Source organism: Mesorhizobium sp. Root695 (assembly GCF_001428185.1).
Classification (GTDB): domain Bacteria; phylum Pseudomonadota; class Alphaproteobacteria; order Rhizobiales; family Rhizobiaceae; genus Mesorhizobium.
This window is the reverse complement of record NZ_LMHO01000016.1, coordinates 13,867-39,931: the sequence shown is the minus strand read 5'-3', so window position 1 is coordinate 39,931 and position 26,065 is coordinate 13,867. Positions and strand designations below refer to the sequence as shown.

Here is a 26,065-nt window from a genome sequence, read left to right as displayed (position 1 = left end):
CCGCGTCAGGCCGGCCAGCTTCCGCCGGCAAGCGCGGCGTAAAGCGCCTCGGCGTCGATGCCGAGCGGCCGGTCCTCCTTCAGCGTCGGGACCAGCGCGCGTATTGCCGTGTGTATTGCGGCGGTGCGTGGCGCCGGCGTGAAACCGTCGTGCAGATCGACCGCCTGCGCGGCTGCCATCAATTCAAAGGCGATCAGGCGGCGCCACAGCGCGATCATCCCGGCGCATTTCGCGACCGCGAGAGGTGTCTGCGTGGCGTGATCCTCGACGCCTTCCGACACGGCCAGGAAGTCGAGCATGACCGGATTGGCCTTGTGGCGGATGGCGGCAAGGATCCCAGTTACCGTCTTCTGCAAGGGCACGAAGCCGGCCGAGGCGCCGCCAACCGGCGACAGGTATTTCGGCAGGCCATTGCGGCCCGAACCGGTGAGCTGGATGAAGCGGGCGGCGCTCGCCGCCGCACATTGGGCAATTGCCAAGCCGAGCGTCTCGAAGGCGAGCGACAGTGCGGCGGTGTGGAAATTGCCGGTCGACAGAACCAGTTCATCATCACTCAGCACCAGCGGATTGTCGGCGGCGGCGTTCAACTCGATCTCGACGGCACGTCTCGCCTGGCCGATTGCCTCGATCAGCGCGCCATGGATCGACGGCATACAGCGGATCGACAGCGGATCCTGCAAGGTGGTCGGCGCTGGCGCCTCGTCTCGGGCAAGCAGATCGTGCAGCGCCTTGGCTGCTTCCTGCTGGCCAGCCGCCGGACGCGCCATATGCAGGCGCGGGTCGAGGACGGTGCGGTTGGCACCGACGCTTTCCATGGTCAGAGCGCCGGCCTGCTGTTGCTGGGCAAGGGCGGACAGCGCCTCCGTCACCGCAAGTGCGCCGCTGCCGGCGGACACCGCCGATGCGTTGATCAGCGATAGCCCGTCCTTGGGCGCCAGGCTGATGGGGGCGAGGCGAGCCATCATCAGCGCCTTGGCCGCCGGCATGCGACGGCCCTGATAGTCTGCTTCGCCTTCGCCGGAGAGCATGCGGGCAAGTGCTGTCATCAGCACCAGATCGCCGGCGCCGATCGAGCCGAGCGACGGCATCACCGGATGGACGCCGGCATTGAGCGTATCGACCAAAGCGACGAAGACGGAGGGTGAAAGGCCGGACCCGCCAACCGACAGCATCGCCGCACGCGCGACCATGGTTGCGCGAACGGCCTCGACCGGCAACGCTTCGCCGACCGCGCCGCTGCGCCCTTCCAGCAACTGGCGCTGGAAGGTGCTGGCGTCGCCCTCTACAGCGGTACCGAGATTGGCGCCGAGCCCGGTGTTGAGGCCGTAGATCTGCTGGCCGGACGCGGCAGCCTGGTCGAGCACTTTTCGCGCCTTCTCGAGCCTGCCGATGACATCGGGTCCTATTTCCACCTTGCGACCATCGCGGGCGACTGCAGCGACATCGCTAACGGCGACGCCGGCTCCGGTGAGGACGAGCGCGGTCATGCGAAGCGCAGCCTCTGGCCGATGCCTTGCGCCTGCGCCTTGGCCAGCATCGCCTTGCCGAGTGCAATGTCGGACAGCGACAGGCCGCGGTGCCAGAACAGGATCGTTTCGTCGTCGCTTTCACGCCCGGCCTTGAGACCGGCGGCAACCTGGCCGAGCTCGGCATGCAGCGTCTTTTCGCTCAGCCGCCCGGTCTCCACATGGGCGCGCAGCGAGCCGAACTTGCCGCCCTTGCACTGGCCCCAATCGTCGACGACTATCTTCTGCATGATGTCGGTCAGCGACAGTTCCACCGCGCTCATCGTGCCATAGGGCACGACCAGCGCGCCCGGCTTGATCCATTCCGTCTTCAGTAATGGCTGCGGCTCCGGCAGCCGCGAGGCCTCGACGACGATGTCGGCGCCGTCGATGCAGCTTTTCCAGTCGGCCACCGCCGTCACTGTCTTGCCGAGATCGGCGGAGAGTTTGGCGGCAAAACTGTCGCGGCTTTCCGGCCGGCGCGAATGGACGCGGATCTCGTCGAAGTCGAAGAGATGGTCGAGCAGGCGCACATTCCAGTAGGCGGTGCCGCGCGCGCCGATGTGGGCCAGCACCCTTGAATTCTTGCGCGCCAGATGCTTGGCGCCGATGGCGGTGACGGCGCCGGTGCGCATGTCGGTGATGACGGTGGCGTCGAGGATGGCGCGCGGTGTGCCCGTGCGTGGATCGAACAGATTGAGGATGCCGAATTCGGAAGGCAGGCCATGCAGGTAGTTGTCGACATAGTCGCCGACGATCTTGACGCCGGCTGTGTCGAGCGGCGCGACGTAGCCGCGCAAGACATTGAAATGACCGTGGAAGGACGGGTCCGGCTCGAGATGGACGCGCGGCTCGATCACCGTCTGGCCCCTGCCTTGCGCCACCAGGCCAGCCTCGACGGCGGCAATGATTTCAGCATCGGTCATGGCAAGGGCATCGATGTCGAGGGCATTGAGGTAGTCGATATAGATGGGCTTCATTTGACGCCTACACTTTCCTCGGACACCCCGTTCATCCCATAGCAGGCCGCCGCGCGACACGAAAGTTTGTTGCGCTATCTCTGGACGCGGCCGGCCAAATGCGGTTCAAACCGGTTCCGTCATGACTGCCATTCCCAACACCGAAGCCTTACCCGAAACGGCCAGCAATGCGCGGCGCGTGGCGCTGATCGTCGCCATCGCCTTCTTCATGCAGTTGTTGGATTCGACGATCATCTCGACCTCGCTGCCGCAGATGGGGGAGTCCTTCGGCGTGTCGGCGGTGGCAATGAGCATCGGCATCACCGTCTACATGCTGACCATGGCGGTACTCGTGCCACTGTCGGGCTGGCTTGCCGACCGGTTCGGCGCGCGCAACATCTTCCTGCTGGCGATCGTCCTGTTCACGCTGGCGTCGCTCGCCTGCGGCTTCTCGCAAAACCTGACCCAGTTCGTCGCCGCACGTGTCGTGCAGGGGCTCGGCAGCGCGCTGATGACGCCGGTCGGGCGCATCCTCGTCTTGCGCAACGCGTCGAAGTCGGAGCTGCTGAACGCTACGGCCCTGATCACCTGGCCGGCGCTGTTCGCGCCAGTGGTCGGACCTGTGCTTGGCGGTTTCATCACCACCTATCTGTCTTGGCACTGGAATTTCTTCATCAACATCCCGCTCGGCGTGATCGGTCTGGCGCTGGTCGCCCGCTTCATTCCGGGCGACCGCGAGGCCGATCCCAAGCCGCTGGACTGGCCGGGCTTCGTGCTGACATCGGCTGGGCTCGCTCTGCTGCTCTACGGCCTCGAGCGCATCGCGCATCCCGAGGAGGCCGTGCTGCCGACGGTGTTGCTGATCGCGGCCGGCATCGTCATCGGCTGGCTGGCGGTGCGGCATCTGCGGCGCGCGCGGCATCCGCTGCTCGATCTCTCCTCGTTCAAGGTGCTGACCTTCGCCATATCGACACTTGCCGCCGGCACCATTTTCCGGGTGGCGATCAACGCCACGCCATTCCTGTTGCCGCTGCTGTTCCAGGTCGGCTTTGGTCTGAGCCCCGTCGACGCCGGCATGATGATCCTTGCCTATTTCCTCGGCAATCTCGGCATGAAGACGGTGACTACGCCGACGCTGCGCCGCTTCGGCTTCCGGTCGGTGCTGGTCGTCAACGGCCTGATCGCCTCGGCGGCGATCATGGCCTGCGCGGCGATCTCGCCACAGACGCCACAAGCGCTGGTGGTGGCGCTGATGCTGATCGCCGGCCTGTCGCGCTCGATGCAGTTCACGGCACTCAACACACTGGCCTTCGCCGATATCGATGCGGCGCGGCGCAGTTCGGCGGCGACGCTGTCCTCCATGCTGCAGCAGGTGGCGATGCTGTTCGGCGTGGCGGTGGCGGCGGCGATCCTCAATCTGTCGCAGATCGCCAGGGACCGGCCCGCTCTCGACCTCGTCGATTTTCGAGTAGCCTTCCTGGTGTTCGGCGCCATCGGGCTGGTGGCGGCGTTGCGTTTTCTCGGGCTGCCGCCGGGTGCGGGCGCCGAAGTTTCCGGCCACGCGCCGGGGAATTGAGATCGATTTTTTCCGCCTGATACGGAGATAAATTCCGTCTTGTCCTTTCGCCTTGGTGCAACGCTTTCGCGAGCGGCCGCATTGGCGCAACCGATTGCCAAAAGCGCAGAGTTTTCCACGCATTGCGCCAGCTTCGGCAATCGATGCGTCCACTCGATGAATATCGTTGCAAGCCCAGGTTTTGAACGCGGATTCATTTGACGAACCGGCACTGAGCCGATTAGCTTTCTTCCCAGGGATGGCAGCGCTGCCATCGGGGCAAACGCAGACATGAACACGATCGGCTGGCCGAATTTCAGGAGCCTGAATCAGGAAGGCATTGTCTTTGCCATCGCGGTGGTGCTGTTCGTTGCCGCTGCCATCGGCCTGCCGGGCTTCATCGATGCCAACAACCTTGTCGCTATTGTGCGTTCGGTGTCGGTGCTCGGCATGCTGGCGCTCGGCATGGCCGTCGTCATTATCGGCCGAGGAATCGACCTGTCGGCGGTGGCGATCATGGCGATGTCGGTCGCCTGGTATCTGCAACTGCTGAACTCGGGCACGCCGGATGGGCTGGCCTTCGCCTATGTGCTGGCTGGCGTGCTGGCCGTCGGCCTGCTCAACGGCTTTCTCGTCGCCTACGCCGATGTGCCGGCGATCTTCGTGACGCTGGCGACAGGCTCTTTCGTCTTCGGCTATGTGCGCTCGCAGCTGATCACGCAGGATGCCGTGCCGGTGCCGCAGGGCCATTGGGTCGAGCTGCTCGGCGGCCTGCGCTTCCTCGATATTCCCATCGAAGTGTTCGTCTTCGCCGGACTGGCGTTCCTGTTCTTCCTGTTCCTGCGCTACACCAAATGGGGCCGCTACATCTACTTCGCCGGCGACAATCCGGTGGCCGCGCGCAACATCGGCATTCCGGTGCGGCCGATGCTGGTGCTGCGCTACGTGCTTTCAGCGTTCGTCGCACTGATCGCCGGCTTGCTGACGGCGGCCAGCCTGCATTCGATCAACACCCGCGTCGTCAATTCGACGCTGCTCTACGACATCGTGCTGGTGGCGGTGATCGGCGGCATCGGCCTGTCCGGCGGGCGCGGCGGGGTGCGCAACGTGTTGGTTGGTGCGGCGCTGATCGGCATCCTGCTCAACGCCATGACCATCATCGACATTCCGCTGCTCTACCAGAACCTGATCAAGGCGGCGATCCTGCTCGGCGCGATCATCGTCGACGGTATCATCAATCCACGTGACGAGCAGACCGCCCAGCAAGGCGACATCTAGGGGTACCCGGCCCGATCCATCCCGATCGACCGGCAATGAAAATCGAAACGAGAGGATCTGACATGAAATTCATCAGGACATTGATGGCCGCCGCCACGGCACTCGCCGTCACCGCCTTCGTGGCGCCAACCTTCGCCGCCGACGATCCGGGCCCGGCGGCTTACGCGCAGGCGCTCAAAGGCAAGCGCGTGATGCTGGTGCCTCTGGCGATGGGCTTCGACCTGGCGCAGGGCTGGGCGCACTACCTGAAGACCGAAGTCGAGGCCTGGGGCGGCGTGTTCGAAACGCGCGATCCGAACTGGGTCGTCGATGCCGGCGCGCAGGCGATCACGGACGCCATCTCCTCGGACACCAGGCCGGATGTGCTGATCATCCATGCACCCGACCTCAACTCCTATTCCAAGCTGATGAAGAAGGCGCAGGCCGCCGGCACCTACGTCATCCTGGTCGACAATCCCGCCAACTTCCCGGCCGACGCCTTCGTCGGCAGCGACTGGGATCGGCTTGGCCAGCTCGAGGCCGAAGCGGCGATCAAGGGCTGCGGCGAAAACTCGTCGAAGAAGATCGGCCTCGTGCAGGGCGACCAGGCCAACTCTTCCAGCCTTTATCAGTATGCCGGCATCATGAAGGTTCTGGACAAGCATCCCGACTTCAAGGTGGTGGCCAAGCCCGACTCCAACTGGGATGCGACGACTTCGCGCAACGTGACGACGACGATGCTGCAGCAGAACCCGGATATCTGCTCGATCATTGATTTCTGGGATGGTGACGCTACCGGCGCATCCGCCGCGATCCGCGACGCCAAGCTCGATGGCAAGGTGTTCCTGGTCACCACCGGCGGCGGCGAGAAGGCGGCCGACTGCGACAAGCTGCAGGACGGCACCTATGGCGCCGTGGTGATGACCGATCTTGCCCGCCAGTCGGGCGACATGAACGCCATCATCAAGTTCCTGCTGCAGAGCGGCCAGCCGGCGGGCACCTCGCACACCTACATCTACACGCTGGAGAAGGCGACGACCAAGGCGGACCTCAAGCCCGACAGCTGCTGGGACCTGAAGGCGCTGCAGGCTGAAGCGGCGGCGAAATAAGCCGTACTTTTTCGACTGAAGTATAAGCGAGGTGGCCGGAAGGATCCGGTCACCTCGCTCCCTCATGGAATAGCAGCAGCCGATGTCCGTTCGCGAACGCCTCCACTCCTGGCGCTACAATCTCGTGCCCGACCATGTCGTCGGCGAGATCCTGACCAAACGCTGGACCGACAACGCCATTCCGTTCCTGGCACTGGTGGTGACACTGGCGACCTTCGGCTCGGTCATTCCCGGCTTCTTCAAGCTGACCGCACTGCAGGAATCGACCCGCCAGCTCGGCGAGTTCTCGATGGTCGTCACCGGCATGACGGTGGTGATGCTGGGCGGCGGCATCGACCTGTCGGTCGGCTCGATCTTCGCGCTGTCCTGCTTCTCCGCCGTCTACGTCTTCTTCATCCTCGAACAGTCGATCTGGCTGGCGCTGGCTGCGTCGCTCGCCACCGGCCTCGTCTTCGGCGCCATCAACGGCTACCTCGTCGGCTATCTGCGGCTGCGTGCCTTTCTGACCACGCTGGTCACCTTCATTTTCGGACGGGCGCTGTTCGACATCCTGGTCACCACCTATGCCGCCGACGTGCAGCTTTCGACCGCCACATCCGATGTGCTCGACTTCATCGGCGATAGCACCTTCTGGGGGCTCTCCGTCTCGGTGTGGCTGGCGATCATCCTGGCCATCATTACCCACATCGCGCTGACGCGCTCGCGGCCGGGCTGGCATGTGCTGGCGGTCGGCGGTTCCAGGCGCTCGGCGCACAATGCCGGCATTCGCGTGCGCCGCACGGTGTTCATGACTTATGTCTTTTCCGGCTTCTGTGCCTCGATCGGCGGCTTCCTCATCGCATGCCGCTTGAGCGGGGCAGGGCCGGGCACCGGCCTCAACCTCGAGATCATGGCGCTGACGGCGGCAGTAGTCGGCGGCGTCAGTCTCGGCGGCGGGCGCGGCTCGGTGATCAAGGGGCTGATGGGCGCCATCATCGTCTTGACCATGACCAACGGGCTGATCCGACTGGGCTACGGCACCGGCACCAACCAGATGGTGCTGGGCATCATGCTGGCGGTGGCGGTGACCATCGACATCCGCTGGCTGAAGAACCGCCACAAGGTGCTGAACGAGGTCTATGTCGCGCCGGTCTATCTCAGGATGGGCGAGACCCAGTCAGCCGTGCCGGGCTCAGGCACGCCATACGAACTCGACAACCGGCTGTCGGTTGCCGACCATATCGGGCTCGGCGAACTGGAAGGGCCGGAAGACGTCATCCTCGACCGTGACGACAATCTCTATTGCGGCACCCGCCACGGCGAGATCGTCCGCTTCTTCGCGCCGGACTATGTCAAATCGGAAGTGTTTGCCCATATTGGCGGCTTTCCGCTGGGGCTGGCCTTCGACAAATCCGGCAATTTGATCAGCTGCGTCGGCGCCATGGGGCTCTATTCCGTCTCGCCGCAGCGCGAAGTGAAGCGCCTGTCGGCCGAGACCTCGCGCTCCTGGACCTCGATCGTCGACGACGCGCGGCTGCGCGATCCCAACGACTGCGACATCGCATCGGATGGCCGCATCTATTTCACCGATTCGACCAAGCGCTATGATGCTCACGACTGGGCGCTGGATTCGATCGAGAACCGCGCCACCGGACGGCTGCTGGTCTACGACCCAAAGGACGGTTCGACGAAAACGTTGCTCGACGGCTATCGCTACACCAACGGTGTGTGCATGGCGCATGACGGCAAGTCGCTGTTTTTCGCAGAAAGCTGGGCCTGCCGCGTGCATCGCTACTGGCTGGAAGGACCGAAGGCGGGCACCGCCGAATGCGTCATCCGCGACATGCCGGGCTATCCCGACAACATCAACCGGGCGTCCGACGGCGATTACTGGATGGCGTGGCTCGGCATGCGCACGCCGAGCTTCGATCTCTCGCTGCGTCATCCCGACATGCGCAAGCGCATGACCCGCCGCCTGCCGCAGGACGAATGGCTGTTCCCCAACATCAACACCGGCGGCGTGGTGAAATTCACGGAGAAGGGCGGCATTGTCGAGGCGCTGGGCGACCTCACCGGCGGCGCGCATCCGATGGTCACCTCGATGCGCGAGCACAAGGGATATCTGTTCGTCGGCGGCATCCTCAACAACCGCATCGGCCGCTACAAGATTGCCGGCGCTGACCCGAACTGGACCAGCCCCACCTCCTATTGGGGGACCAAGCGATGATCCTCGATCCTGTGCTCGACCTGTTTCGCGGCAAGGCAGTGACCATCCCGCCGCTCGACGGCGCTTTCCGTCCCAATACGCGGCTGGATGATGCGCCTGCGTTTGCCGAGCTGACCGAGCCTGACAATCTGCTGGCTCCCGGTGACCGGCTGCTGGCCTCCAGCGGCAATGCCATCCACTCGATTGCTATCGGCGCGACCCAAACCGTGGTCGATACGTTTCCCTCTCCCATCACCGCGCTGGCGCTGTCGCCATCGGGCGAACTGACGGTCGGGCTGGAAAGTGGCAAGCTGCTGATTGCCGGCGGGGAGGTTTCGCTGCCGGCCGAGATCCGCTGCATCACCGCACTTGCCTATGCCGACGATGGCACGCTGTGGCTGGCCAACGGCTCGGCCGAGCATGCTCCATCGCAATGGGCCGCCGATCTGATGAAGAAGGGCGCGTCCGGTTCGCTCTGGAAGCGGGACACGGCAGGCGGCGATTTCCGCAAGGTGGCCGGCGACATAACCTTTCCCTATGGCCTGCATCCTGTCGGCAAAGATGTGCTGGTCAGCGAAAGCTGGCGTCATCAGTTGGTGCGTTTCGATGGCGCGACGGGCAGCCGCTCGACGGTTCTTGCGCATCTGCCCGGTTATCCAGCGCGGCTGTCGCCGTCCGCCGATGGCGGGGCGTGGTTGACCTTGTTCGCGCCGCGCAACCGGCTGATCGAATTCGTGCTGCAGGAAACGCATTACAGGCAGGATATGCTGAGCCAGGTGCCGCCGGCCTACTGGATCGCGCCGGCAGTGGCGTCCAGCCGCAGCTTCCTCGAGCCGCTGCAATGCGGCGGCATCCGCACCATGGGCATCCACAAGCCATGGTCGCCGAGCCGCTCCTACGGGCTGGTGGTCAGGCTCGACCAGAAGATGCAGCCGCAATTCAGCCTGCACAGCCGCGCCAACGGCACGCGTCACGGCATCTGCAGTGTCGCCGAGAAGGACGGCGTTTTGTTCGTCGCCTCCAGGGGCGGCGATTGCGTGCTGGCGATCGACCTCGCGTCGGGAGGGTTTTGATGGAACCGATCGTCCGCCTGGAGAATGTCACCAAGAATTATCGCGGCGTGCCCGCGGTGAAGAATGTCAGCTTCGAATTGCGCAAGGGCGAGATCCACGCACTGCTCGGCGAGAACGGCGCCGGCAAATCGACGCTGACCAAGATCATCGCCGGCGTGGTCGACGCCACGTCGGGCAAGATGTTCCACAAAGGCGCCGAGATCGCCTACGCCTCGCCGCATGCCGCCCTCGAGGCCGGCATTGCCATGGTGTTTCAGGAAACCAGCCTGGTGCCGTCGATGACGGTGGCGCAGAACCTTTATCTCGGTACTGAAAAATTCCTCAACCGACTGCGCGGCACGTATATTTCAGCACAGCAGTTCCTGCAGTCGCTGAATTTTCCGGTCGATCCGAATGCGATGGTGGCGACGCTGGGCGCGGCCAAGCGGCAAATGGTCGAGATCGCGCGCGCCGTCCACCACAATGCCGAGATCATCATCTTCGACGAGCCGACGGCGACGCTGACGCCGGAAGAAAAGCGCCACTTCTTCGCGTTGATCCGCCGGCTGAAGGCGAGCGGCGTTTCCATCGTCTTCATCAGCCACGCGCTGGAAGAGGCGCTGATGATTGCCGACCGCATCACCATCCTGCGCGACGGCGAGCTTGTGATCACCGACGATACATCGGCCTTCGACCGCGACAGGATCGTCGCCGCCATGGTCGGGCGTACGCTTTCGGGGCAGATCTACCGGCAGCGTGACGAAGCCAAGCTGCGCAAGGCTGGCAAGAAGGTGCTGTCGGTGCAGGACATCTCGATGAGCAATGTCGTGCGCAATAACTCCTTCTCGATCTTCGAGGGCCAGATCACCGGCGTGTTCGGGCTGATCGGCTCGGGCCGCACCGAAACGTTCAAGATCGTCTCCGGCATCTACAAGCGCGATTTCCTGCGCGGCGGCGCCATCGAGCTAGACGACAGGCCGGTGCGCTACCTCGTGCCGAGCGAGGCAGTGGCCGACGGCATCGTCTATGTCACCGAGGACCGCAAGAGCGAAGGCATCTTCGAGACGATGGGCATCGCCGAGAACCTGTTCGGCGGGCTGCTGGCGGCGGGCCGCGAAAAGGCCTGGGTGATCAACCAGCAGGAGATGCGCACGCTTTCGGCCGAGTGGACCAAGACGCTGAACATCAAGGCGATCAACGACAATGCGCGTGTGGTCGAGCTGTCCGGCGGCAACCAGCAGAAGGTGGTGATCGGCAAGGGACTGGTGCAAAAGCCGCGCATCGTCATCTTCGACGAGCCGACGCGCGGCGTCGATGTCGGCGCGATCGCCGAGATCCATCAGATCATCAACAGGCTGGCCGATGAGGGCCTGGCCGTCGTCGTCATCTCGTCCTACCTGCCTGAGATCATGAACCTGTCCGACCGCATCCTGGTCTGCCGCCAGGGCCGCATCGTCGAGGAGTTTTCGCCAGCCGAGGCGACGGAGGAGAAGATCATGTATGCGGCCGTGCATTAGGTTCCTAGGCGGTGGCTGGCGGTGCGCATACGTTGGTAATTGGCGAAGACGTCAGTCCTTTCGTCATCCACGGGCGGAGCAAGGAGCGCAGCGACGCGCCGCAGACCCGAGGATCCATGCCGCGACTTCCAGGCGTCGCAGGGGTGCAGGATTCTGCTCCGCTGCACCCTTGGAGAGGCGTCACGTAATGGAAGCTAGGGGCGCCGACCTGCAAAAACTGAATCATCCACGACAATTGACCGCAATTGCTCAAGACCTGATTCAATTCACACGAAGGGAAAAACCATGGCGACCACAAGACTTCTCAGCGATGCCGAGGTGGAGAAAATCCCGGCCGTGAAGGCCGTCTTCGACGACATCCGCACGACGCGCAAATCCGATTTCGTCAACAATTTCTGGCGCGGGTTGGCCAACGATCCTCCGGCGCTGAAGCGGATCTGGGAACAGCTGAAGGTGGTGATGGTCACTGACAGCGCTATCGATCCGCTGACCAAGGAGATGATCTACATCGCCGTGTCGACCGCCAATGGCTGCTCTTACTGCGTCCATTCGCATACCGCCGCCGCTCGTGCCAAGGGGATGACCGACGCCCAGCATGGCGAGTTGGTGTCGATCATTGGGCTCGCCGGCCAGACCAACCACATGGTGACGGCGTTGCAGATCCCGGTCGATCCGCAGTTCGAGGTGAAGTGACGAGGCGGCTGTGCGCCGACCCACCTTCTCCCAGGGGAGAAGGGAAGGGCGCTCTCACGCTGGCCGGTAAACCTTCTCCGCTGTGTTCCAGAAGATATCCGCCTCTGCCGCAGCACCATGCCTGGCCACTGCATCCCGGTGCGCCTTGATCAACTCGGCGTGGCTGGTCCACAGTTTCTCGATCGGGAAGTTCGAGCCGAACATCAGGTGGTCGCTGCCCAGAATGTCGATCGCGTTGTCGATGATGTAGGCAATCAGCGCCGGGTCGTTGCGGTGGACGAAGGTACCGAGGCCGGACAGCTTGGCATAGAAATTGGGCGCCGCTGACAGCGTGCGGAGGCCTGCCTTCCAGGCCTCGGTGGTTTCCGGCTCCATGCCGGTCAGCATGCCGGCGTGGGTGAGGATGAAATTGGTCCGCGGGTTCTCGCCGACCAGGGTGAGGCCGTCCTTCATCTGCGCCGGGAAAAGCTGCAGGTCGAAGGACAGGCCATAGTCCTTCAACCGCGCCACATTGGCGCGGACCTTCGGGTCGATGACCTGGTCGGCCGAAGCGGCGAAGCGGAAGGCCGGCGTCTCGTGCCAGTGCAGTTGCATGCGCACGCCGCGCAGCAGCGGATATTTCTTCAGCCTGTCGATCTGCGGCCTGATATCGTCGACGGTCATGTCGGCATAACCGACAATGGCATGCGGCCAGCCGGTCTCTTCAGCGGTCTGCTGCAGGAAGGCGACCTCCTTCTCGAAATCCTCCTTGGCCCAGTTGGTCTGGACATAGACGGCCTTCTCGACGCCGGCGCCCTGCTGATCGGCCAGAAATTCCTCCATCGGGTAGTCGCGACGGATCGGCTCGTAAGGGCCGAAGATGCGCGGCACCATCGGTCCGACCAGCCAGGGCTGGTCCTGCTGGCGCCAGATGTGCAAATGCGCGTCGATGGCTTTCTGCATCATGAAACCCTCTTCCAGATTGCCGCCGCCGCTGGGGCAGGGTGGGCGAGCGACAGGATGAAATCGGTGAGGCCGGCGAGCGACGAGCCGTCGACGAGATCGTCGAGCACCGGCAGGATGGCGCGAAGCGCCGCTGTTGCCGGCCGGAAGCCTGGGTCGCCAGCCAACGGCGTTGCCAGCGAGAGCCTGAAGGCGCGGGCGCTCAGCCGGCGCATCGCCGTCTCCAACTCGGCATGGTCGCCGCGCTCCAGCGCGTCGGACAGGATGACGACGGCAGCGCCGCGCGCGAAGGCTGAAAAGCGCGGCACCGAGAGGAAGGCGAGCAGTGTCGGTCCCATGCGGGTGCCGCCGTCCCAGTCGTCGACCTGGGCCGCCGCGTGCGCCAGCGCCTGGTCGCGGTCGCGGATGCGCAATGCCGACGTGATCCGGGTCAGCCGTGTGCCGAAGGTGAAGATCTCGGCACGGTCGGCGCCTTGCACAGCGGCATGCGCGAGCTTCAGATAATCCGCGGTGTGCAGCTTCATCGAGCCGGAAACGTCGATAAGGAGCAGCAGCTTGCGCGGCACGGTCTGGCGGCGGCGCAGCAGCGGCGAGGGCACATCGCCATCGGCGCTGACGATTTCCCTGAGCGACCGCCGCAGATCGAGCTTGCCGCGCGAATGCGTGCGCACGGTGCGGAAGGAGCGGCGGGCGGGCAGGGCGGAAGCGAGCTTGCGGCGAAAGGCGGTCAGCCTGTCGTCGTCACGCTGGAAATCGCGCGTGCTCAATTGCTCCAGGGCCGACGACAGCTCGCCGCCTTCATGTCTCTGTTCGGCTTCGAGTCGTTGGTCATCGGCGCCGCCATCATCCTTGATGCGGGTTTCCTCGTCGGCGTCGCCTTCGACCATGGCGGATGCGTTGCCATAGAAATGGCTCTGGAAATGCGCCTCGAATTCGTCGCGGCGGTCGGGAGGCGGCGCCAGTGTCGCAAGCGCTGCCTCGCGGATATCCGCCATCGAGCGCGGGCCGAGCAATGTCACCGCTTGCATGAAGCCGGACACCTGCTCGGCTGCTATGGCAAAGCCGTAGCGGCGCAGCAGCCGCCCGAAGCCGAGCAGGGGCGTGGCCGCGCGAGGCAACGCGCTCACGCCAGCGCCTCCTCGACGATCCGGCCAAGCTCCGGCGCGATGTAGGAGAGATCTTCCTCGTCCTTGATCAGCACGCCGATGGCGCGGCGGAAGGCTTCCGGCCACGGGCTGCCGCCTTTCTCCAGAATGGTGGCGGCATTGGCCCATTCGACCGCCTCGGCAATGCCGGGCGGCTTGGCGAGCGGCCGGGCGCGAATGGTCTGCACGGCTGCCGCCACCGCACGTGCCGTTGCCTCAGCCACATCGCCGGCGCGCAGCATGATGATGGCGGCCTCGCGCTCGGCGTCGGGATAGCCGATCCAGTGATAGACGCAACGCCGCCGCAGTGCTTCGGCGAGTTCCCGGGTGCGGTTCGAGGTCAGGATGACGATCGGCTGTGCGGTGGCGCGGATGGTGCCGCGCTCGGGAATGCTGATCTGGAAGTCGGAGAGGAATTCCAAAAGCAGCGCTTCGAATTCATGGTCGGAACGATCGATCTCGTCGACCAGCAGCACGCGCCGCTCGGGCGCCTTCAGCACCTGCAGCAGCGGCCGGGCGATCAGGAAACGGTCGTCATAGATGTCGATCTCATGCTCGCCGGCATGGCGGATGGCGAGCAGCTGGCGTTGGTAGTTCCATTCGTAGAGGGCATGGGCGGCGTCGATGCCTTCATAGCATTGCAGCCGCACCAGATCGCGGTCCAGCAGCTGCGCGATCGCCTTCGCCGCTTCCGTCTTGCCGACACCCGGTGCGCCTTCAAGCAGCAGCGGCTTGCCCAGCCGGATCGCCAGGAAGATGGCTGTTGCCAGGCTCTCATCCGCCAGATAGCGCGAGGCGGCCAGATGCTGCGCCACCGCCTCCGGCGAGGTCGCGACAGTCTCGGCGCTTGTCCCAGTCATTCCAGCCCTCAGTTCGCCGCTTGCGCCTTCAGCGCGCGCAAGATGCGCTCCGGCGTGATCGGCAGCGTATCGATGCGCACGCCGACGGCATCGAAGACGGCATTGGCGACGGCGGGGATCTGAGGGTTGGCGCACATTTCGCCCGGCCCCTTGGCACCGTATGGCCCGTCTGCCGAGGGACGCTCCAGCACGATGATCTCGGTCTCGGCGAGGTCGCCGGGGCCGGGCATCAGATACTGGTTGAAGTCGGTGCCGCCATGGTCGCGGTTGGGGTAGTAGGGTTCCGTGGTCTCGTAGAGCGCGTGGCTGATGCCCATCCACGAGCCGCCGACCAGCTGCTGCTCGACCATTTTCGGGTTCAGCGCGCGGCCGATCTCGAAGACGTTCTTGACCGTCAGCACGGTGACCTCGCCGGTCTCGTCGTCGACCTCGACTTCTGCCACGGTGCAGGCATGCGCGTAGCAGGTCGACGGCTTCATCGCGCCGGTCTCTTTTTCCGGATAGGAGCGCGGGATCAGGAACATGCCGCGGCCGGAAATCGAGCGGCCGCGCTTGAAATGCGCCGACAGCGCGACGTCGAAGATCGAGATCGATTTTTGCGGCGCGCCCTTGACCAGGATGTTGCCCTGGCCGTCGGTCTCGAGGTCCGACGCATTCACCTCCAGCTCCTCGGCCGCCACTTCCAGCATCACCTGGCGGGCTTCCCTGGCGGCCTGGATGACGGCGTTGCCGGCGCGGTGCGTGCCGCGCGAGGCGAAGGTGCCCATGCAGTGCGGGCCGGTGTCGGTGTCGGCGGTGTCGACGACGACACGGTCGGTCGGCACGCCGATCGTCTCGGCGCAGATCTGCGCCATGATCTGCTTCATGCCCTGGCCGAGATCGACCGATGACAGCGTCACCATGAAATTGCCGGTCGGTGTCGAATGCACCAGGGCCTGCGTCGGGTCGCCGCCGAGGTTCATGCCGGTGGGATAGTTGATCGCGGCGACGCCGCGTCCACGCCTGATCGCCATCTCAAGCTCCCTTCACGTAGGAGGACATCGCCATGTACTTCTCCGCCACCGGCCAGTTGGCGGCGCGCGAGGCTTCCTGCATGCATTCGATCAGCGCCGCGCCTTCGGTCGGCTGGCGATGCGCCTTCATGTCGCCGTCGCGATAGGCGTTGATGAAGCGGAATTCGAGCGGGTCCATGCCGATCAGCCGCGCCAGCTTGTCCATCTGCACCTCCAGCGCGAAGTCACCGATGGTGACGCCGAAGCCACGCATGGCGGAGGAGGGAGTGCGGTTGGTGTAGACGCAGTAGGTGTCGATCCAGACATTGGGGATGGTGTAAGGGCCGGGATAGTGCCCCGCACCCTTCTGCGCGCCATAGGGCGAGTGGCGTGAATAGGCGCCGGCGTCGGTATAGCCGGTGACCTTGCGCGCGACGATGCGGCCGTCCTTCATGACGCCGTCCTTGATGACGACCTTTTCGGCCGCGCGAGGTGACGATATCTGCATCTCCTCCTCGCGGCTGTAGATAAAACAGACCGGTCGCCCGGTTAATTTGGCGCCGAGGATGGCGATCGGCTCGACGATGACGTCGACCTTGCCGCCAAAGCCGCCGCCGACGGTGCCGCCGACGAAATGCAATTTGCTGCCGGGCATCTGCAGGATGATCGAGGTGTTGTCGAGCGTGAAGAACATCGCCTGCGTGTTGGTGTAGCAGGTGAAGCGGTCATTGCCCTCGGGTGCCACCACGCAGCCGGTGGTCTCGGTCGGCGCGTGCTCGATCGGCGAGGACTGGTAGCTTTGCTCCAACACGTGATCGGCGCCGGTGAAGCCCGCCTCGACATCGCCGAATCGCACCTTGCGGCACTCGCCGCTGTCATAGAGGTAGTAATTCTGGCCGTGATATTCGTTGACCAGCGGCGCGCCGGGCTTCAGCGCCTCCTGCATGTCGAAGACGGCCGGGAGCACCTCATAGTCGACCTTGACCTTGGCGGCGGCCTCTTGTGCCGCGCGCTCGGTCTCGGCCAGCACCGCCACCACGGCCTCGCCCTTCCAACGCACCTTGCCGTCGGCCAGCACGGTTTCGTCCTCCGGCCCGATCTGGATCAGGATGAGGATGGTGTAGACATTGTGCGGCACGTCCTTGGCTGTCAGAATTTTCACCACGCCCGGATGCTTTTCCGCTTCCGACGTGTCGATCGAGCGGATGCGGGCATGGTGATGCGGGCTGCGCACCATCTTCAGATGGAGCATGCCGGGAAAGTTGCGGTCAGCAAAAAAGGCGGTCTTGCCGGTGACATGGCCGGGAGAGTCCGAGCGCGGCCGTGGCTGGCCGATCTCGTGCAGATCGTCCCTGCGGACATCGGCGAAGTAATTCTTGCGCAGTTCCATTCGTTTTGTTCCCTCAAGCCGCGTTCTGAGAGTTGGACCGCGCGGCGGTCAGCACCGCCTGGATGATCGGCTCGTAGCCTGTGCAGCGGCAGATGTTGCCCGACAGCGCCTCGACCACCTCGTCGCGGCTGGGATTGGGTGTGTGGTCGAGCAACACCTTGGCCGCCATGATCATGCCCGGCGTGCAGAAGCCGCATTGCGTGGCGAAGGTGTCGAGGAAGGCGCGCTGCAAGGGATGCAAGACGCCAGAATCGGAAAGCCCGGACGTGGTGCTGATGACGGCGCCATCGCAGGTTTCGGCCAGCGTCAGGCAGGAGAGCCGGAGCTCGCCGTCGATGATGACCGAACAGGCGCCGCAAGTGCCCTGATGGCAGCCGCCCTTCGGCGAGGTGTCGCCGATCTTGTCGCGCAAGGCGTGTAGCAGCGTCGTGCCACTGTCGACGAATTCGGCCTTTTCAGAACCGTTGAGTGTGAATTGAACCGGAACCTTTGCCATGCTTTCCCTCCCAGCGCGCCTGCCCGAACCATCGGACAGACGCGCGCCCCGAACGAAATATTATGCGAGCAGAAGCCGGCCGAGATGGACCGGCAGCACTTCGTTGCGATACCAGGCGCTGGCAATCGGATCGGTGATCGGCGAGGTGCCATCACTGGCTGCGGCCAAAGCAGGCGCGATGCCGTCTGCGGTCAGCATCCGGCCGAGCAGGGCCTTTTCCGCCGCGCTGGCACGCACTGGCCGGTCGGCCATACAGCCGAGCGCGATCCGCGCCGAAGAGACGGTGCCATCTGGAGCCTGTTGAAGCACAGTGGCGATGCTGAGCACCGAGACCCCCTTCGGCTTCACCCTGGACACTTTCAGGAAGCGAAAGCCGCCTTGCGGGGGAAGCGTGAACCCGACCGAAGTGACGATGGCGCGGCTGCCGTCCCGCTTGGCCAGGAAGGTCTCGATCGGCGTTTCGCCATCATCGGTGCTGACCGTGGCGTCGAGCGCCAGCAGGGCAACGGCGAAATCGCCATAGGGAGCCGGGGCAAACAGATTGCCGCCGACGGTCGCCATGTTGCGGATCGCCGGGCCTCCAACGGCGCGGGCGGTCTTGGCAAGCGTGCCGAGGTCCGGATGGCGGGCAATAGCCGCCATGGTCACCGAAGCACCGATGCGGACCTTGCCGCCGGCAACAGCGATGGTGGACAGAGACGGCTCGGTCGAGCGGATTAGGCCGGAGACCGAAACATCGCCTTCATTGGCCGCGCGGACCACCAGTGTACCCCCACCGAGATAGCGCGTGCCAGCGGCTTTCAGCGCCGCGTTGGCGTCCTTCACCGTTGCAAAAGTCTGCAGTGCTAGCGCCATGGCTTGGCTCCTGTCAGCTCTGACCGGCGAAATGGCTTTTCAGGGCATTGAAGCCGCCCTGAAAAACATTGGCGCCCATGCCCTCGGCAATCTTGTCGGCTTCCTCGGGCGCGGCGTCGAAGCTGGCGGTCCATTCGGCATAGGTGCGGTCGCCATCGGTGACGCGCCTGAGTTGCAGCGTCGCCTTGTGGTTAGTGAGCGGCTGCGGCGTTTCCAGGATGGAATAGCTGACGAGGAAATTCGGATCGGAGAAGTCGAGCAGCTTTTCACGGATGCGGGCGCCGCTGGCGAGTTGGAAATTGCGCACGCATCCGATCGCGCCGGCGTCCTTGCCGTCCTCGATATGGCTTTCGACCATGCGCGGATGCCAGCCTGGCAGTCCATTGAAGTCGCGTATGCGCGCCCAGACCTTTTCGACCGGCGCGTCGATGACGCTGGAGATGGTGACTTTGGTCATTCAAATCTTCCCTTGCAAAAACGATCCGGTGCAAGGGTAGGACGGCCATTTCAGCGGCGCTTATCAATGCGTCTTGAGCGCGTATCAATGCGTCTGAAAAAGGGTGGGAGTCTGAAAAAGGGGCGCGGGCGGTTGGTTCAGGCGATCGCCCGCGCGGCCTCGCGGTAGAGCGTCGGCGGCACGCCGACATGGTCGCGGAAGAAGCGCGAGAAATTGCCCTGCGTGGTGAAGCCGAGATTGCAGGCGACCGAGATCAGCGGCTCCTGCGACCACTGCAACTGCCGCACCGCTTCCTCCATGCGCAGCGTGTTCCAATAGACGTTGGGCGTCAGATTGGTCTGTTCCTTGAACAGCGCGAAGAAGTGCGGCCGCGACAGGCCGACGCTGCGCGCCACGTCGTCGAAGCAGATGCGCTCGCAGACATTGGCCTTCATCAGCTGGATCGCCTTGCGGACACGGAAATCCTGCATGGTGTTGATGCGGACACGTGCCTCCTGCGGCGCCGAGGCGTCGGCGGCATCGAGCACGCTGTCGATGAAACGCTCGATCTCGTAGTTGGCGATATCGTCGATGCTCTCATTGTCGCTGAGGTGATCGAGCAGATTGGCGGCGGCCTGGTGCAGCCAGGGTTCAAGCGTGATCGCGGCTTGTGAGAACAGCGGCGCGGACGAAGGCAGGTCGCGGCGGCGCCGCGCCCAGTCGGGATCGATGTAGAAGGCGAGAAACAGACCGGGCGTTCCGTTCTGCGACAGAACATGGCTGTGCGGCTGAAAGGAGTTGATGCCGGCGGCTGTGCAGGGGCCAAGCCGGACGGTCTCACGGCCGATGGTCATCTCGCCGGCCGTACCTTCCAGCCAGATGATCAGATGCGCCTCGACATGGGCATGGGTGACGAAGTCGCTTGCGACATTCAGGACAGAAACATGTCCGAACCGGCCCCAGTAGAGCCTGATCGCTTCCGTCATGGGTATTTCCTCCCGCAGACGACTGGCCTCCCTTCGCCTGCAACGGGGATTGTGCGGCTGAGTTCGGGGCCGCGTCAAGACTCGGGGCTGCGACGGGGGCGGATGACGGCCGATGCCTGTGGATTTTCAGACTGAGCGATAGGCACCGGAACGAATAGCGGTTGGGGAGGATGCCAACCCCTCAAACCGAAGCCGTCATGCCGCCATCGACATACAGCGTATGGCCGTTGACGAAGGACGAGGCGTCGGAGGCGAGGAACACGGCGGCGCCGATCAACTCGTCGACATTGCCCCAGCGTCCGGCCGGCGTGCGTTTTTCCAGCCACGCGGAAAATTCCGGATTGTCGACCAGCGCCTGGTTCATTTCGGTCCGGAAGTAGCCGGGCGCGATCGCATTGATCTGCAGGCCGTATCTCGCCCAGTCGGCGCACATGCCTCGCGTCAGGTTGCGGATCGCGCCCTTGGTGGCTGTGTAGGGCGCGATGTTCGGCCGGGCCAGTTCGCTCTGCACCGAGCCGATGTTGATGATCTTGCCCTTGCCGCGTGGGATCATGTTGCGGGCGACCGCCTTACCGGCATGGAAGGCGCCCGACACATTGGTCTTGAACAGCCGCTCCCATTGCTCCTCGGGAAAATCTTCGAGCGGGGCGCGGAATTGCACGCCGGCATTGTTGACGAGGATGTCGATGGGCCCGATCTCGGCCTCAATGCGGGCGACGTCGGCGTTGACCGCCTGAAAATCGGTGACGTCGAAACTCGAAGCATGCGCCTTGAAGCCGGCATCGCGCAGCTTTTCGACGGCGCTGTCGATCCTGGCAGCGTCGCGGCCGTTGAGCACCACGCTGGCGCCGTGTTCGGCAAGGCCCCGAGCCAGGGCGAAACCTATACCTTGGCCAGAACCGGTGATCAGCGCAAGCCGCCCATCAAGGCTGAACAGGGAGTTTGTCACAGACTGTCCCGGCCTAGTCGCTGCGGCGGAAATTGCGGATGCGGTCGAACAGCACCGCCAACAGGATGGCGCCGCCGATGAAGACGCCTTGCCAGAAGGCATTGATGCCGAGCAGGCCAAGGCTGTTGCGGATCACCTCGATCAGCGCCGCGCCAACGATGGCGCCGAAGGCGGTGCCGACACCGCCGGCCAGATTGGCGCCGCCGATGACGGTGGCGGCGATCACCTGGAGCTCCATGCCGGTGCCGAGATTGGTGGTGACGGCGCCCAGCCAGCCAGTCTGGATGATGCCGGCAATGCCTGCCGACAGCGCCGAGATCATGTAGACCGCGACCTTGATCTGGCGCACCGGAACGCCGGTCAGCGTCGCCGCATGCTCATTGCCGCCGATGGCGAAGATGTGCCGGCCGAACTTGGTCCAGCGCAGGACGAAGCCGGTGATCAGCGCCAGAAGGATCATGTAAAGCACCGGATTGGCGATGCCGAACACCCAGGCGCCGCCTCCCAATGCCAGAAGCTTGGCGTGGTCTGGCCCGAACTGGAAGACGACGGTGTTGTTGGAGGCGACCATGGCCAGGCTGCGGGCGATCGACAGCATGCCGAGTGTCACCACGAATGGCGGAAAGCCGAGATAGGCGATCAGGATACCGTTGAAGGCGCCGATGGCGAGCGCGGTGGCGATCGAGGCCAGGATGCCGACCTCGATCGAGTAGCCGGCATGCATGGTGACGGCCAAGATCATCGACGACAGGCACAGCACCGAGCCGACCGACAGGTCGATGCCGCCGGTGATGATGACGAAGGTCATGCCGAGCGCGATGATGGCGACGAAGGTGATGTTGCGGGTGATGTTGTAGAGGTTCTTCGACGTGGCGAAAGCGTCGGTGGCAAACGACAGGAACAGACAGGCCAGGATGACGGCGATCACCACCCAGAAGGTCTGGCTGGCAAACAGCCTTGCCGGCAGGGATTGCTGCTTGTGTTCGATCGGCTGGTCAATTGTCAGTGCCATCGTCGACCTTCATCTGCTGTGCGTGGTGGGATTCGCTGAAATCAAACCTGTTCGATTGCGCCGGTGATCAGCCCGGTGACTTCCTCGGGCGAACTCGACGCAATCGTCTTGTCGGCGACCTTGCGGCCGCGCCGCATGACGATGACGCGGTCGGCAACGGTGAAGACGTCTGGCATGCGATGACTGATCAGCACCACTGATATGCCCTGGTCGCGCAAATGGCGGATCAGATTCAGCACCTCGGCCACCTGGCGCACCGAGATCGCCGCCGTCGGCTCGTCCATCAGCACGATCTTGGCCTGCGACAGCATGGTGCGGGCGATCGCCACCGCCTGGCGCTGGCCGCCCGACATCTGCTTGACGAGGTCGCGCGGACGCGTCTCGGACTTCAATTCGGCGAAGAGCTGGCCGGCGCGCCTATACATCGTCGCATAGTCGAGGATGCGGAACGGCCCGACGCCACGCCGCAGCTCGCGGCCAAGATAGACATTGGCGGCGGCGGTCAGATTGTTGCAGAGCGCAAGGTCCTGGTGGACGATCTCGATGCCGTGCTGGCGGGCGTCCGCCGGCTTGTGCAGGATCAATTCCTTGCCATCCATGTGCATGGTTCCATGGCTCGGGCGGAAATTGCCGGCGATCATCTTGACCAGTGTCGACTTGCCGGCGCCGTTGTCGCCCATCAGGCCGACCACCTGTCCTGGCTCGATCGACAGCGACACGTCGTTGACCGCCTGGATGGCGCCGAAATGCTTCGAGATGTTGGTGAGTTCGAGAACCGCCACCAGCCTTTGCCTCCCCGTGCTTGCGGCCTGCTGCTGTTCCCGGCGTGAATGCCGGCGCTGCTTTGGCCCCGCTGTCCCCAGCTCCTCCCGAAGACAGCGTTAGCGTTCTTTTACGCAAAAGCCGGCGCGCGTCAATCAATTGTCGGACGATTTGAGCAAGGACTATTTTAAAAATCAGTTTTGTAGGACAAATAGCATTGACGTTGGCTGCAAGCCGATATTAGCTGAGCGCCGGAGGAGATTATGCCGATCCCTGCTGGCGGTTTGCCGGACGGAATCGGCGGAGGTTTCACGGTCTAGGATCCGGCGGCACCTTGTGTGTTTGAGCCGATTTGAAGCCGCATCTGGAAATGCTTATCGATCTGTCCTGGCGACATGAGCGCTCGCGAGACGAACGTCTGTCATCACGCATCCGGTCGATCTGTGTGGCGGGCACGCCGTGTCCGTCTGTTTCAAGGGAGGACTGACATGAGGAAAACACTTTTGCTTGCCGCCGTCGCCGCCATGGCGTTGGGCGCCGGGCCGGCTTTGGCCAAGAAACAGCTCGTCATTGTCGTGAAGGGTCTCGACAATCCGTTCTTCGAGGCTATCCATCAGGGCTGCGAGAAATGGAACAAGGAAAACGCCAGCTCGGAATATGAATGCTTCTACACCGGTCCGGCATCGACCTCGGACGAAGCCGGCGAGGCGCAGATCGTCCAGGACATGCTGAGCAAGGCCGACACGGTGGCGATGGCGATTTCGCCGTCCAACGCTCCGCTGATCGCGCAGACGATCAAGACCGCCAATCCGACGATCCCGATCATGACGGTCGATGCCGATCTCAGCAAGGAAGATGCAGCCCTTCGCAAGACCTATCTCGGCACCGACAACTATCTGATGGGCAAGAAGATCGGCGAGTACATCAAGAAGGGCAAGCCGAACGGCGGCACTATCTGTACGATCGAGGGCAATCCCGCGGCCGACAACATCCTGCGCCGTGCCCAGGGCATGCGCGACGCATTGTCGGGCAAGGACGGCCTTGCCGCACTGGCGGGTGAAGGTGGCTGGACCGAAGTCGCCGGCTGCCCGGTTTTCACCAATGACGACGGCGCCAAGGGCGTGCAGGCAATGACCGACATCCTCGCCGCCAATCCCAAGCTCGATGCATTCGGCATCATGGGCGGCTGGCCGCTGTTTGGTGCGCCGCAACCTTACCGCGACCTGATCGGGCCGCTCAAGGACAGACTGGCCAGCAACGACTTCGTCATCGGCGCCGCCGACACGATCGGCGACGAAGTGGCGATCGCCAAGGATGGCCTTGTGACCGCGCTGGTCGGTCAGCGGCCGTTCGAAATGGGCTACAAGGCACCGTCGGTGATGATCGACCTGATCGAAGGCAAGGCCGTCGCCGATCCGGTGTTCACCGGCCTCGACGAGTGCACCAAGGAGACGGTCGACACCTGCATCCAGAAGTAGGTTCTCGATTTCGGGACGCTCGGCAACGGGCGTCCCGTCAATTCCTGGACGGACGCAATGGTTGTGGCGACAGGCGCCGGCTTTCGCGCGTCCATGGTCTGGATTTTTCGGCAACGAGATCGGCGCGTCGCGCAGGTTCGGGCCAATCCGCACGACAGACGGCCGACGCATTGGAACGTGAATGCCGGACGAGAAGTCAAAGAAGCGAGCCGCCTGGGCCAAGGCAGAAGCCAGCTCCCGTCCGGCCATCATGCGCAAGGCTGGGGCCGCGCACTTTGCGGGAGCCAGCGTCCATGTCTCGCTGGCCGGCGAGATTGGCCTGCGGATCGTGCGTGGCGACTATCCGCCCGGCACCATCCTGCCCAACGAGGCCAAATGGGCCGATATCTTCAATGTCAGCCGTTCAGCCGTGCGCGAAGCCATCAAGATGCTGATGGCAAAAAGCCTGTTGGCATCGCGCCCCAAGATCGGCAGTTGGGTCGAGCCGAAGGAGCGTTGGAACCTGCTCGACCGCGACGTGTTGGCCTGGTATGCGACCGCGCCCGACCGCGAGGCGTTCCTGCGCACCGTGCAGGAGTTTCGCCACATCATCGAGCCGGAAGCGTCGGCCTTTGCCGCCACGCGGCGCAGTGACGAGCAGATGGTGGAGATCAGCCAAGCCTGCCGCGAAATGGGCGAGGCCTTGAGCCTGCAGGAGCGTATCCGCGCCGACACGCGTTTTCATCTGGCTATCCTGCGCGCCTCCGGCAACGACCTGTTGGTGCCGCTCGGCGTGTTGATCGAATCGGCGCTCGACCATCTCTTCGCGTTCACCACGCAGCAGATCGGCGATCAGCGGCAGGCGCAGAAGCTGCATGAAGCGATTGAGAAGAACATCCGCTTGCAGCGCCCTGCAGCCGCGCGCAACGCCGTGCACAAGCTGCTTGCAAACACCGACGATGGGATCGGCCGGTCAAGGCGGTGATCGGCGCCTTTGCTTCGTAATCCCTCAAATCGTTTGTTTCTTGCCATCCTTCGTCGGCATCAGATCGACGCCGTTCACCTTGCCGATATGCGTTGCCAGCATGGGCACGAACTGCTCCGCCGGACCGGTGGCGTGAGCGCCGGCGAAGGAGTTCTTGGTGGCGTTGCCGAGGGGGTTGGCGATCCCCGCCGCACCGGCCATCGATTCCAGATAGGTCAGGTCCTTGAAGGCGTTGGCGATGGTGAATTTGTGAGCGTCGCGGTCGCCCTCCAGCGTCCAGCGCATGAAGGTCTGGTAGAAGCCGCAATCCATGCGGCCGTTGCGGATGACGCTGTCGAAGCGCGGCGGCGAGATGCCGACCTTCTCAGCCAGCGCCAGCGCCTCGGAATAGATCGCGGCGTAGCCGAGCGAGATGAAATTGTTGAGCAGCTTCATGCGGTGGCCGTCGCCGGTGTCGCCGATATGGACGATGCGGCCGGCCCAGGTTTCGATCACCGGCTTCACCCTGGCAAAGAGGGCGTCCGGCGCGCCGACCATGGCGTCGAGCGTGCCTTCCCAGGCCTCCTTCGGTGTGCGGCTGAGCGGTGCGTCGACAAAATCGATGCCGAGCGCCTTGAGCTCAGTCGCCAGTGCCACCGTCGAGACCGGATCGGAGGTCGAGCAGTCGACGACGACCGAGCCCTTCTTCAAGCCCTCCTTGAGGCCGCCGGGGCCGCGAATGATAGCTTCGACCTCGCGTGAGCCGGTGACGCAGATGAAGACGATTGTCGATGCCGCCGCGACATCACGCGAGGTCGATGCTTCCTTCGCACCTCGACCGAGCAGGTCCTCCGCCGGCTTGCGGTTCTTGCGGCCGAGAAAGGTCAGGCTGTACCCCTTGTCGACGATGTTCTTGGCGATCCCGTGCCCCATCAGACCAAGGCCAATGAAGCCGATCTTTTCGCTCGCGGCAGTCGTGTTCATGTC

At 64.0% G+C, this 26,065-nt stretch carries 24 protein-coding genes; 9 read left to right on the top strand and 15 right to left on the bottom strand.

All coding sequences use genetic code 11. The features are described from left to right. Positions 1–5: 5 nt before the first annotated feature. The gene (locus tag ASD99_RS16700; protein WP_057144306.1) at positions 6–1,487 is read right to left on the bottom strand and encodes an HAL/PAL/TAL family ammonia-lyase; all 1,482 of its coding nucleotides are present in this window, start codon (positions 1,485–1,487) and stop codon (positions 6–8) included. After that, a complete protein-coding gene (locus ASD99_RS16695; protein WP_057144305.1) occupies positions 1,484–2,485 on the bottom strand; it encodes an ornithine cyclodeaminase family protein in 1,002 nt (333 codons plus the stop codon). The genes ASD99_RS16700 and ASD99_RS16695 overlap by 4 nt, the downstream gene beginning before the upstream one ends. Positions 2,486–2,606: 121 nt before the next feature. Between ASD99_RS16695 and ASD99_RS16690 the strand changes: the two genes are divergently transcribed. The 7 genes from ASD99_RS16690 to ASD99_RS16660 all read left to right on the top strand — a co-directional run bounded on the left by ASD99_RS16690 (position 2,607) and on the right by ASD99_RS16660 (position 11,832). Continuing rightward, the gene (locus ASD99_RS16690; protein WP_056590283.1) at positions 2,607–4,040 is read left to right on the top strand and encodes a DHA2 family efflux MFS transporter permease subunit; all 1,434 of its coding nucleotides are present in this window, start codon (positions 2,607–2,609) and stop codon (positions 4,038–4,040) included. A gap of 270 nt (positions 4,041–4,310) precedes the next feature. Beyond that, positions 4,311–5,297, top strand: coding sequence for an ABC transporter permease (locus ASD99_RS16685; RefSeq protein WP_057144304.1), 987 nt, complete (start codon positions 4,311–4,313; stop codon positions 5,295–5,297). Between the two features lie 62 nt (positions 5,298–5,359). After that, on the top strand, positions 5,360–6,385 hold the full coding sequence (locus tag ASD99_RS16680) for a sugar ABC transporter substrate-binding protein (RefSeq protein ID WP_056590288.1): 1,026 nt from the start codon (positions 5,360–5,362) through the stop codon (positions 6,383–6,385). An 82-nt stretch (positions 6,386–6,467) separates the two neighbouring features. Further along, on the top strand, positions 6,468–8,591 hold the full coding sequence (locus ASD99_RS16675) for an ABC transporter permease (RefSeq protein ID WP_057144303.1): 2,124 nt from the start codon (positions 6,468–6,470) through the stop codon (positions 8,589–8,591). Beyond that, positions 8,588–9,643 (top strand): hypothetical protein, encoded by a 1,056-nt coding sequence (locus ASD99_RS16670; protein ID WP_056590294.1) that lies wholly within the window; start codon positions 8,588–8,590, stop codon positions 9,641–9,643. Before ASD99_RS16675 ends, ASD99_RS16670 begins: the two co-directional genes overlap by 4 nt. After that, positions 9,643–11,139 carry a sugar ABC transporter ATP-binding protein gene (locus ASD99_RS16665; protein WP_056590298.1) on the top strand — a complete coding sequence of 499 codons (1,497 nt, stop codon included), beginning with the start codon at positions 9,643–9,645 and terminating at the stop codon, positions 11,137–11,139. The genes ASD99_RS16670 and ASD99_RS16665 overlap by 1 nt, the downstream gene beginning before the upstream one ends. A gap of 285 nt (positions 11,140–11,424) precedes the next feature. Continuing rightward, on the top strand, positions 11,425–11,832 hold the full coding sequence (locus ASD99_RS16660; protein WP_056590301.1) for a carboxymuconolactone decarboxylase family protein: 408 nt from the start codon (positions 11,425–11,427) through the stop codon (positions 11,830–11,832). 54 nt (positions 11,833–11,886) lie between these two features. Here the strand turns inward: ASD99_RS16660 and ASD99_RS16655 are convergent, their stop codons facing one another. The 12 genes from ASD99_RS16655 to ASD99_RS16600 form a co-directional block, all read right to left on the bottom strand. Beyond that, positions 11,887–12,774, bottom strand: a complete 888-nt coding sequence (locus ASD99_RS16655) for an amidohydrolase family protein (protein WP_057144332.1) — start codon at positions 12,772–12,774, stop codon at positions 11,887–11,889. Next, positions 12,774–13,892, bottom strand: a complete 1,119-nt coding sequence (locus ASD99_RS16650; protein ID WP_244497774.1) for a vWA domain-containing protein — start codon at positions 13,890–13,892, stop codon at positions 12,774–12,776. Before ASD99_RS16650 ends, ASD99_RS16655 begins: the two co-directional genes overlap by 1 nt. Before the next feature lie 5 nt (positions 13,893–13,897). Next, complete coding sequence (locus tag ASD99_RS16645; protein ID WP_057144301.1) at positions 13,898–14,779, bottom strand: AAA family ATPase; 882 nt, start codon at positions 14,777–14,779, stop codon at positions 13,898–13,900. 8 nt (positions 14,780–14,787) lie between these two features. Further along, positions 14,788–15,792 (bottom strand): xanthine dehydrogenase family protein molybdopterin-binding subunit, encoded by a 1,005-nt coding sequence (locus tag ASD99_RS35150; protein ID WP_023756899.1) that lies wholly within the window; start codon positions 15,790–15,792, stop codon positions 14,788–14,790. A 1-nt stretch (position 15,793) separates the two neighbouring features. After that, the gene (locus tag ASD99_RS35145; RefSeq protein WP_056590310.1) at positions 15,794–17,161 is read right to left on the bottom strand and encodes a xanthine dehydrogenase family protein molybdopterin-binding subunit; all 1,368 of its coding nucleotides are present in this window, start codon (positions 17,159–17,161) and stop codon (positions 15,794–15,796) included. A 13-nt stretch (positions 17,162–17,174) separates the two neighbouring features. Continuing rightward, positions 17,175–17,657, bottom strand: a complete 483-nt coding sequence (locus tag ASD99_RS16630) for a (2Fe-2S)-binding protein (protein ID WP_057144300.1) — start codon at positions 17,655–17,657, stop codon at positions 17,175–17,177. Positions 17,658–17,717: 60 nt separating this feature from the next. Then, on the bottom strand, positions 17,718–18,512 hold the full coding sequence (locus tag ASD99_RS16625; protein WP_056590317.1) for an FAD binding domain-containing protein: 795 nt from the start codon (positions 18,510–18,512) through the stop codon (positions 17,718–17,720). 13 nt (positions 18,513–18,525) lie between these two features. After that, on the bottom strand, positions 18,526–18,969 hold the full coding sequence (locus tag ASD99_RS16620; RefSeq protein ID WP_056590324.1) for an SRPBCC family protein: 444 nt from the start codon (positions 18,967–18,969) through the stop codon (positions 18,526–18,528). Positions 18,970–19,106: 137 nt separating this feature from the next. After that, entirely contained in the window at positions 19,107–19,934 is an 828-nt protein-coding gene (locus ASD99_RS16615; RefSeq protein WP_056590327.1) for an AraC family transcriptional regulator, read from the bottom strand. 181 nt (positions 19,935–20,115) lie between these two features. Further along, the gene (locus tag ASD99_RS16610) at positions 20,116–20,883 is read right to left on the bottom strand and encodes an SDR family oxidoreductase (RefSeq protein ID WP_056590329.1); all 768 of its coding nucleotides are present in this window, start codon (positions 20,881–20,883) and stop codon (positions 20,116–20,118) included. Positions 20,884–20,896: 13 nt separating this feature from the next. Continuing rightward, complete coding sequence (locus tag ASD99_RS16605; RefSeq protein WP_056590332.1) at positions 20,897–21,895, bottom strand: ABC transporter permease; 999 nt, start codon at positions 21,893–21,895, stop codon at positions 20,897–20,899. Positions 21,896–21,936: 41 nt separating this feature from the next. Further along, positions 21,937–22,677: an ATP-binding cassette domain-containing protein gene (locus ASD99_RS16600; RefSeq protein WP_056590335.1), complete on the bottom strand. Its 741-nt coding sequence runs from the start codon at positions 22,675–22,677 to the stop codon at positions 21,937–21,939. 468 nt (positions 22,678–23,145) lie between these two features. On the opposite strand from ASD99_RS16600, the gene ASD99_RS16595 reads away from it, so the two are divergent. Next, positions 23,146–24,135 carry a sugar-binding protein gene (locus ASD99_RS16595; protein WP_056590338.1) on the top strand — a complete coding sequence of 330 codons (990 nt, stop codon included), beginning with the start codon at positions 23,146–23,148 and terminating at the stop codon, positions 24,133–24,135. A gap of 181 nt (positions 24,136–24,316) precedes the next feature. Next, positions 24,317–25,099, top strand: a complete 783-nt coding sequence (locus tag ASD99_RS16590) for a FadR/GntR family transcriptional regulator (protein WP_056590341.1) — start codon at positions 24,317–24,319, stop codon at positions 25,097–25,099. Between the two features lie 24 nt (positions 25,100–25,123). On the opposite strand, the gene ASD99_RS16585 is transcribed toward ASD99_RS16590, so the two are convergent. Beyond that, on the bottom strand, positions 25,124–26,062 hold the full coding sequence (locus tag ASD99_RS16585) for an NAD(P)-dependent oxidoreductase (RefSeq protein ID WP_056590344.1): 939 nt from the start codon (positions 26,060–26,062) through the stop codon (positions 25,124–25,126). Positions 26,063–26,065 lie beyond the last annotated feature (3 nt).

What these genes read in the sequence shown, in the direction of transcription:
- ASD99_RS16645 (WP_057144301.1), bottom strand. Translation starts at nt 14,779, where the DNA reads ATGACTGGGACAAGCGCCGAGACTGTCGCGACCTCGCCGGAGGCGGTG.
- ASD99_RS16665 (WP_056590298.1), top strand. Translation starts at nt 9,643, where the DNA reads ATGGAACCGATCGTCCGCCTGGAGAATGTCACCAAGAATTATCGCGGC.
- ASD99_RS16625 (WP_056590317.1), bottom strand. Translation starts at nt 18,512, where the DNA reads ATGGCGCTAGCACTGCAGACTTTTGCAACGGTGAAGGACGCCAACGCG.
- ASD99_RS16630 (WP_057144300.1), bottom strand. Translation starts at nt 17,657, where the DNA reads ATGGCAAAGGTTCCGGTTCAATTCACACTCAACGGTTCTGAAAAGGCC.
- ASD99_RS16695 (WP_057144305.1), bottom strand. Translation starts at nt 2,485, where the DNA reads ATGAAGCCCATCTATATCGACTACCTCAATGCCCTCGACATCGATGCC.
- ASD99_RS16655 (WP_057144332.1), bottom strand. Translation starts at nt 12,774, where the DNA reads ATGCAGAAAGCCATCGACGCGCATTTGCACATCTGGCGCCAGCAGGAC.
- ASD99_RS16585 (WP_056590344.1), bottom strand. Translation starts at nt 26,062, where the DNA reads ATGAACACGACTGCCGCGAGCGAAAAGATCGGCTTCATTGGCCTTGGT.
- ASD99_RS16680 (WP_056590288.1), top strand. Translation starts at nt 5,360, where the DNA reads ATGAAATTCATCAGGACATTGATGGCCGCCGCCACGGCACTCGCCGTC.
- ASD99_RS16685 (WP_057144304.1), top strand. Translation starts at nt 4,311, where the DNA reads ATGAACACGATCGGCTGGCCGAATTTCAGGAGCCTGAATCAGGAAGGC.
- ASD99_RS16605 (WP_056590332.1), bottom strand. Translation starts at nt 21,895, where the DNA reads ATGGCACTGACAATTGACCAGCCGATCGAACACAAGCAGCAATCCCTG.
- ASD99_RS16670 (WP_056590294.1), top strand. Translation starts at nt 8,588, where the DNA reads ATGATCCTCGATCCTGTGCTCGACCTGTTTCGCGGCAAGGCAGTGACC.
- ASD99_RS35145 (WP_056590310.1), bottom strand. Translation starts at nt 17,161, where the DNA reads ATGGAACTGCGCAAGAATTACTTCGCCGATGTCCGCAGGGACGATCTG.
- ASD99_RS16690 (WP_056590283.1), top strand. Translation starts at nt 2,607, where the DNA reads ATGACTGCCATTCCCAACACCGAAGCCTTACCCGAAACGGCCAGCAAT.
- ASD99_RS35150 (WP_023756899.1), bottom strand. Translation starts at nt 15,792, where the DNA reads ATGGCGATCAGGCGTGGACGCGGCGTCGCCGCGATCAACTATCCCACC.
- ASD99_RS16615 (WP_056590327.1), bottom strand. Translation starts at nt 19,934, where the DNA reads ATGACGGAAGCGATCAGGCTCTACTGGGGCCGGTTCGGACATGTTTCT.
- ASD99_RS16590 (WP_056590341.1), top strand. Translation starts at nt 24,317, where the DNA reads ATGCCGGACGAGAAGTCAAAGAAGCGAGCCGCCTGGGCCAAGGCAGAA.
- ASD99_RS16675 (WP_057144303.1), top strand. Translation starts at nt 6,468, where the DNA reads ATGTCCGTTCGCGAACGCCTCCACTCCTGGCGCTACAATCTCGTGCCC.
- ASD99_RS16595 (WP_056590338.1), top strand. Translation starts at nt 23,146, where the DNA reads ATGAGGAAAACACTTTTGCTTGCCGCCGTCGCCGCCATGGCGTTGGGC.
- ASD99_RS16660 (WP_056590301.1), top strand. Translation starts at nt 11,425, where the DNA reads ATGGCGACCACAAGACTTCTCAGCGATGCCGAGGTGGAGAAAATCCCG.
- ASD99_RS16700 (WP_057144306.1), bottom strand. Translation starts at nt 1,487, where the DNA reads ATGACCGCGCTCGTCCTCACCGGAGCCGGCGTCGCCGTTAGCGATGTC.
- ASD99_RS16620 (WP_056590324.1), bottom strand. Translation starts at nt 18,969, where the DNA reads ATGACCAAAGTCACCATCTCCAGCGTCATCGACGCGCCGGTCGAAAAG.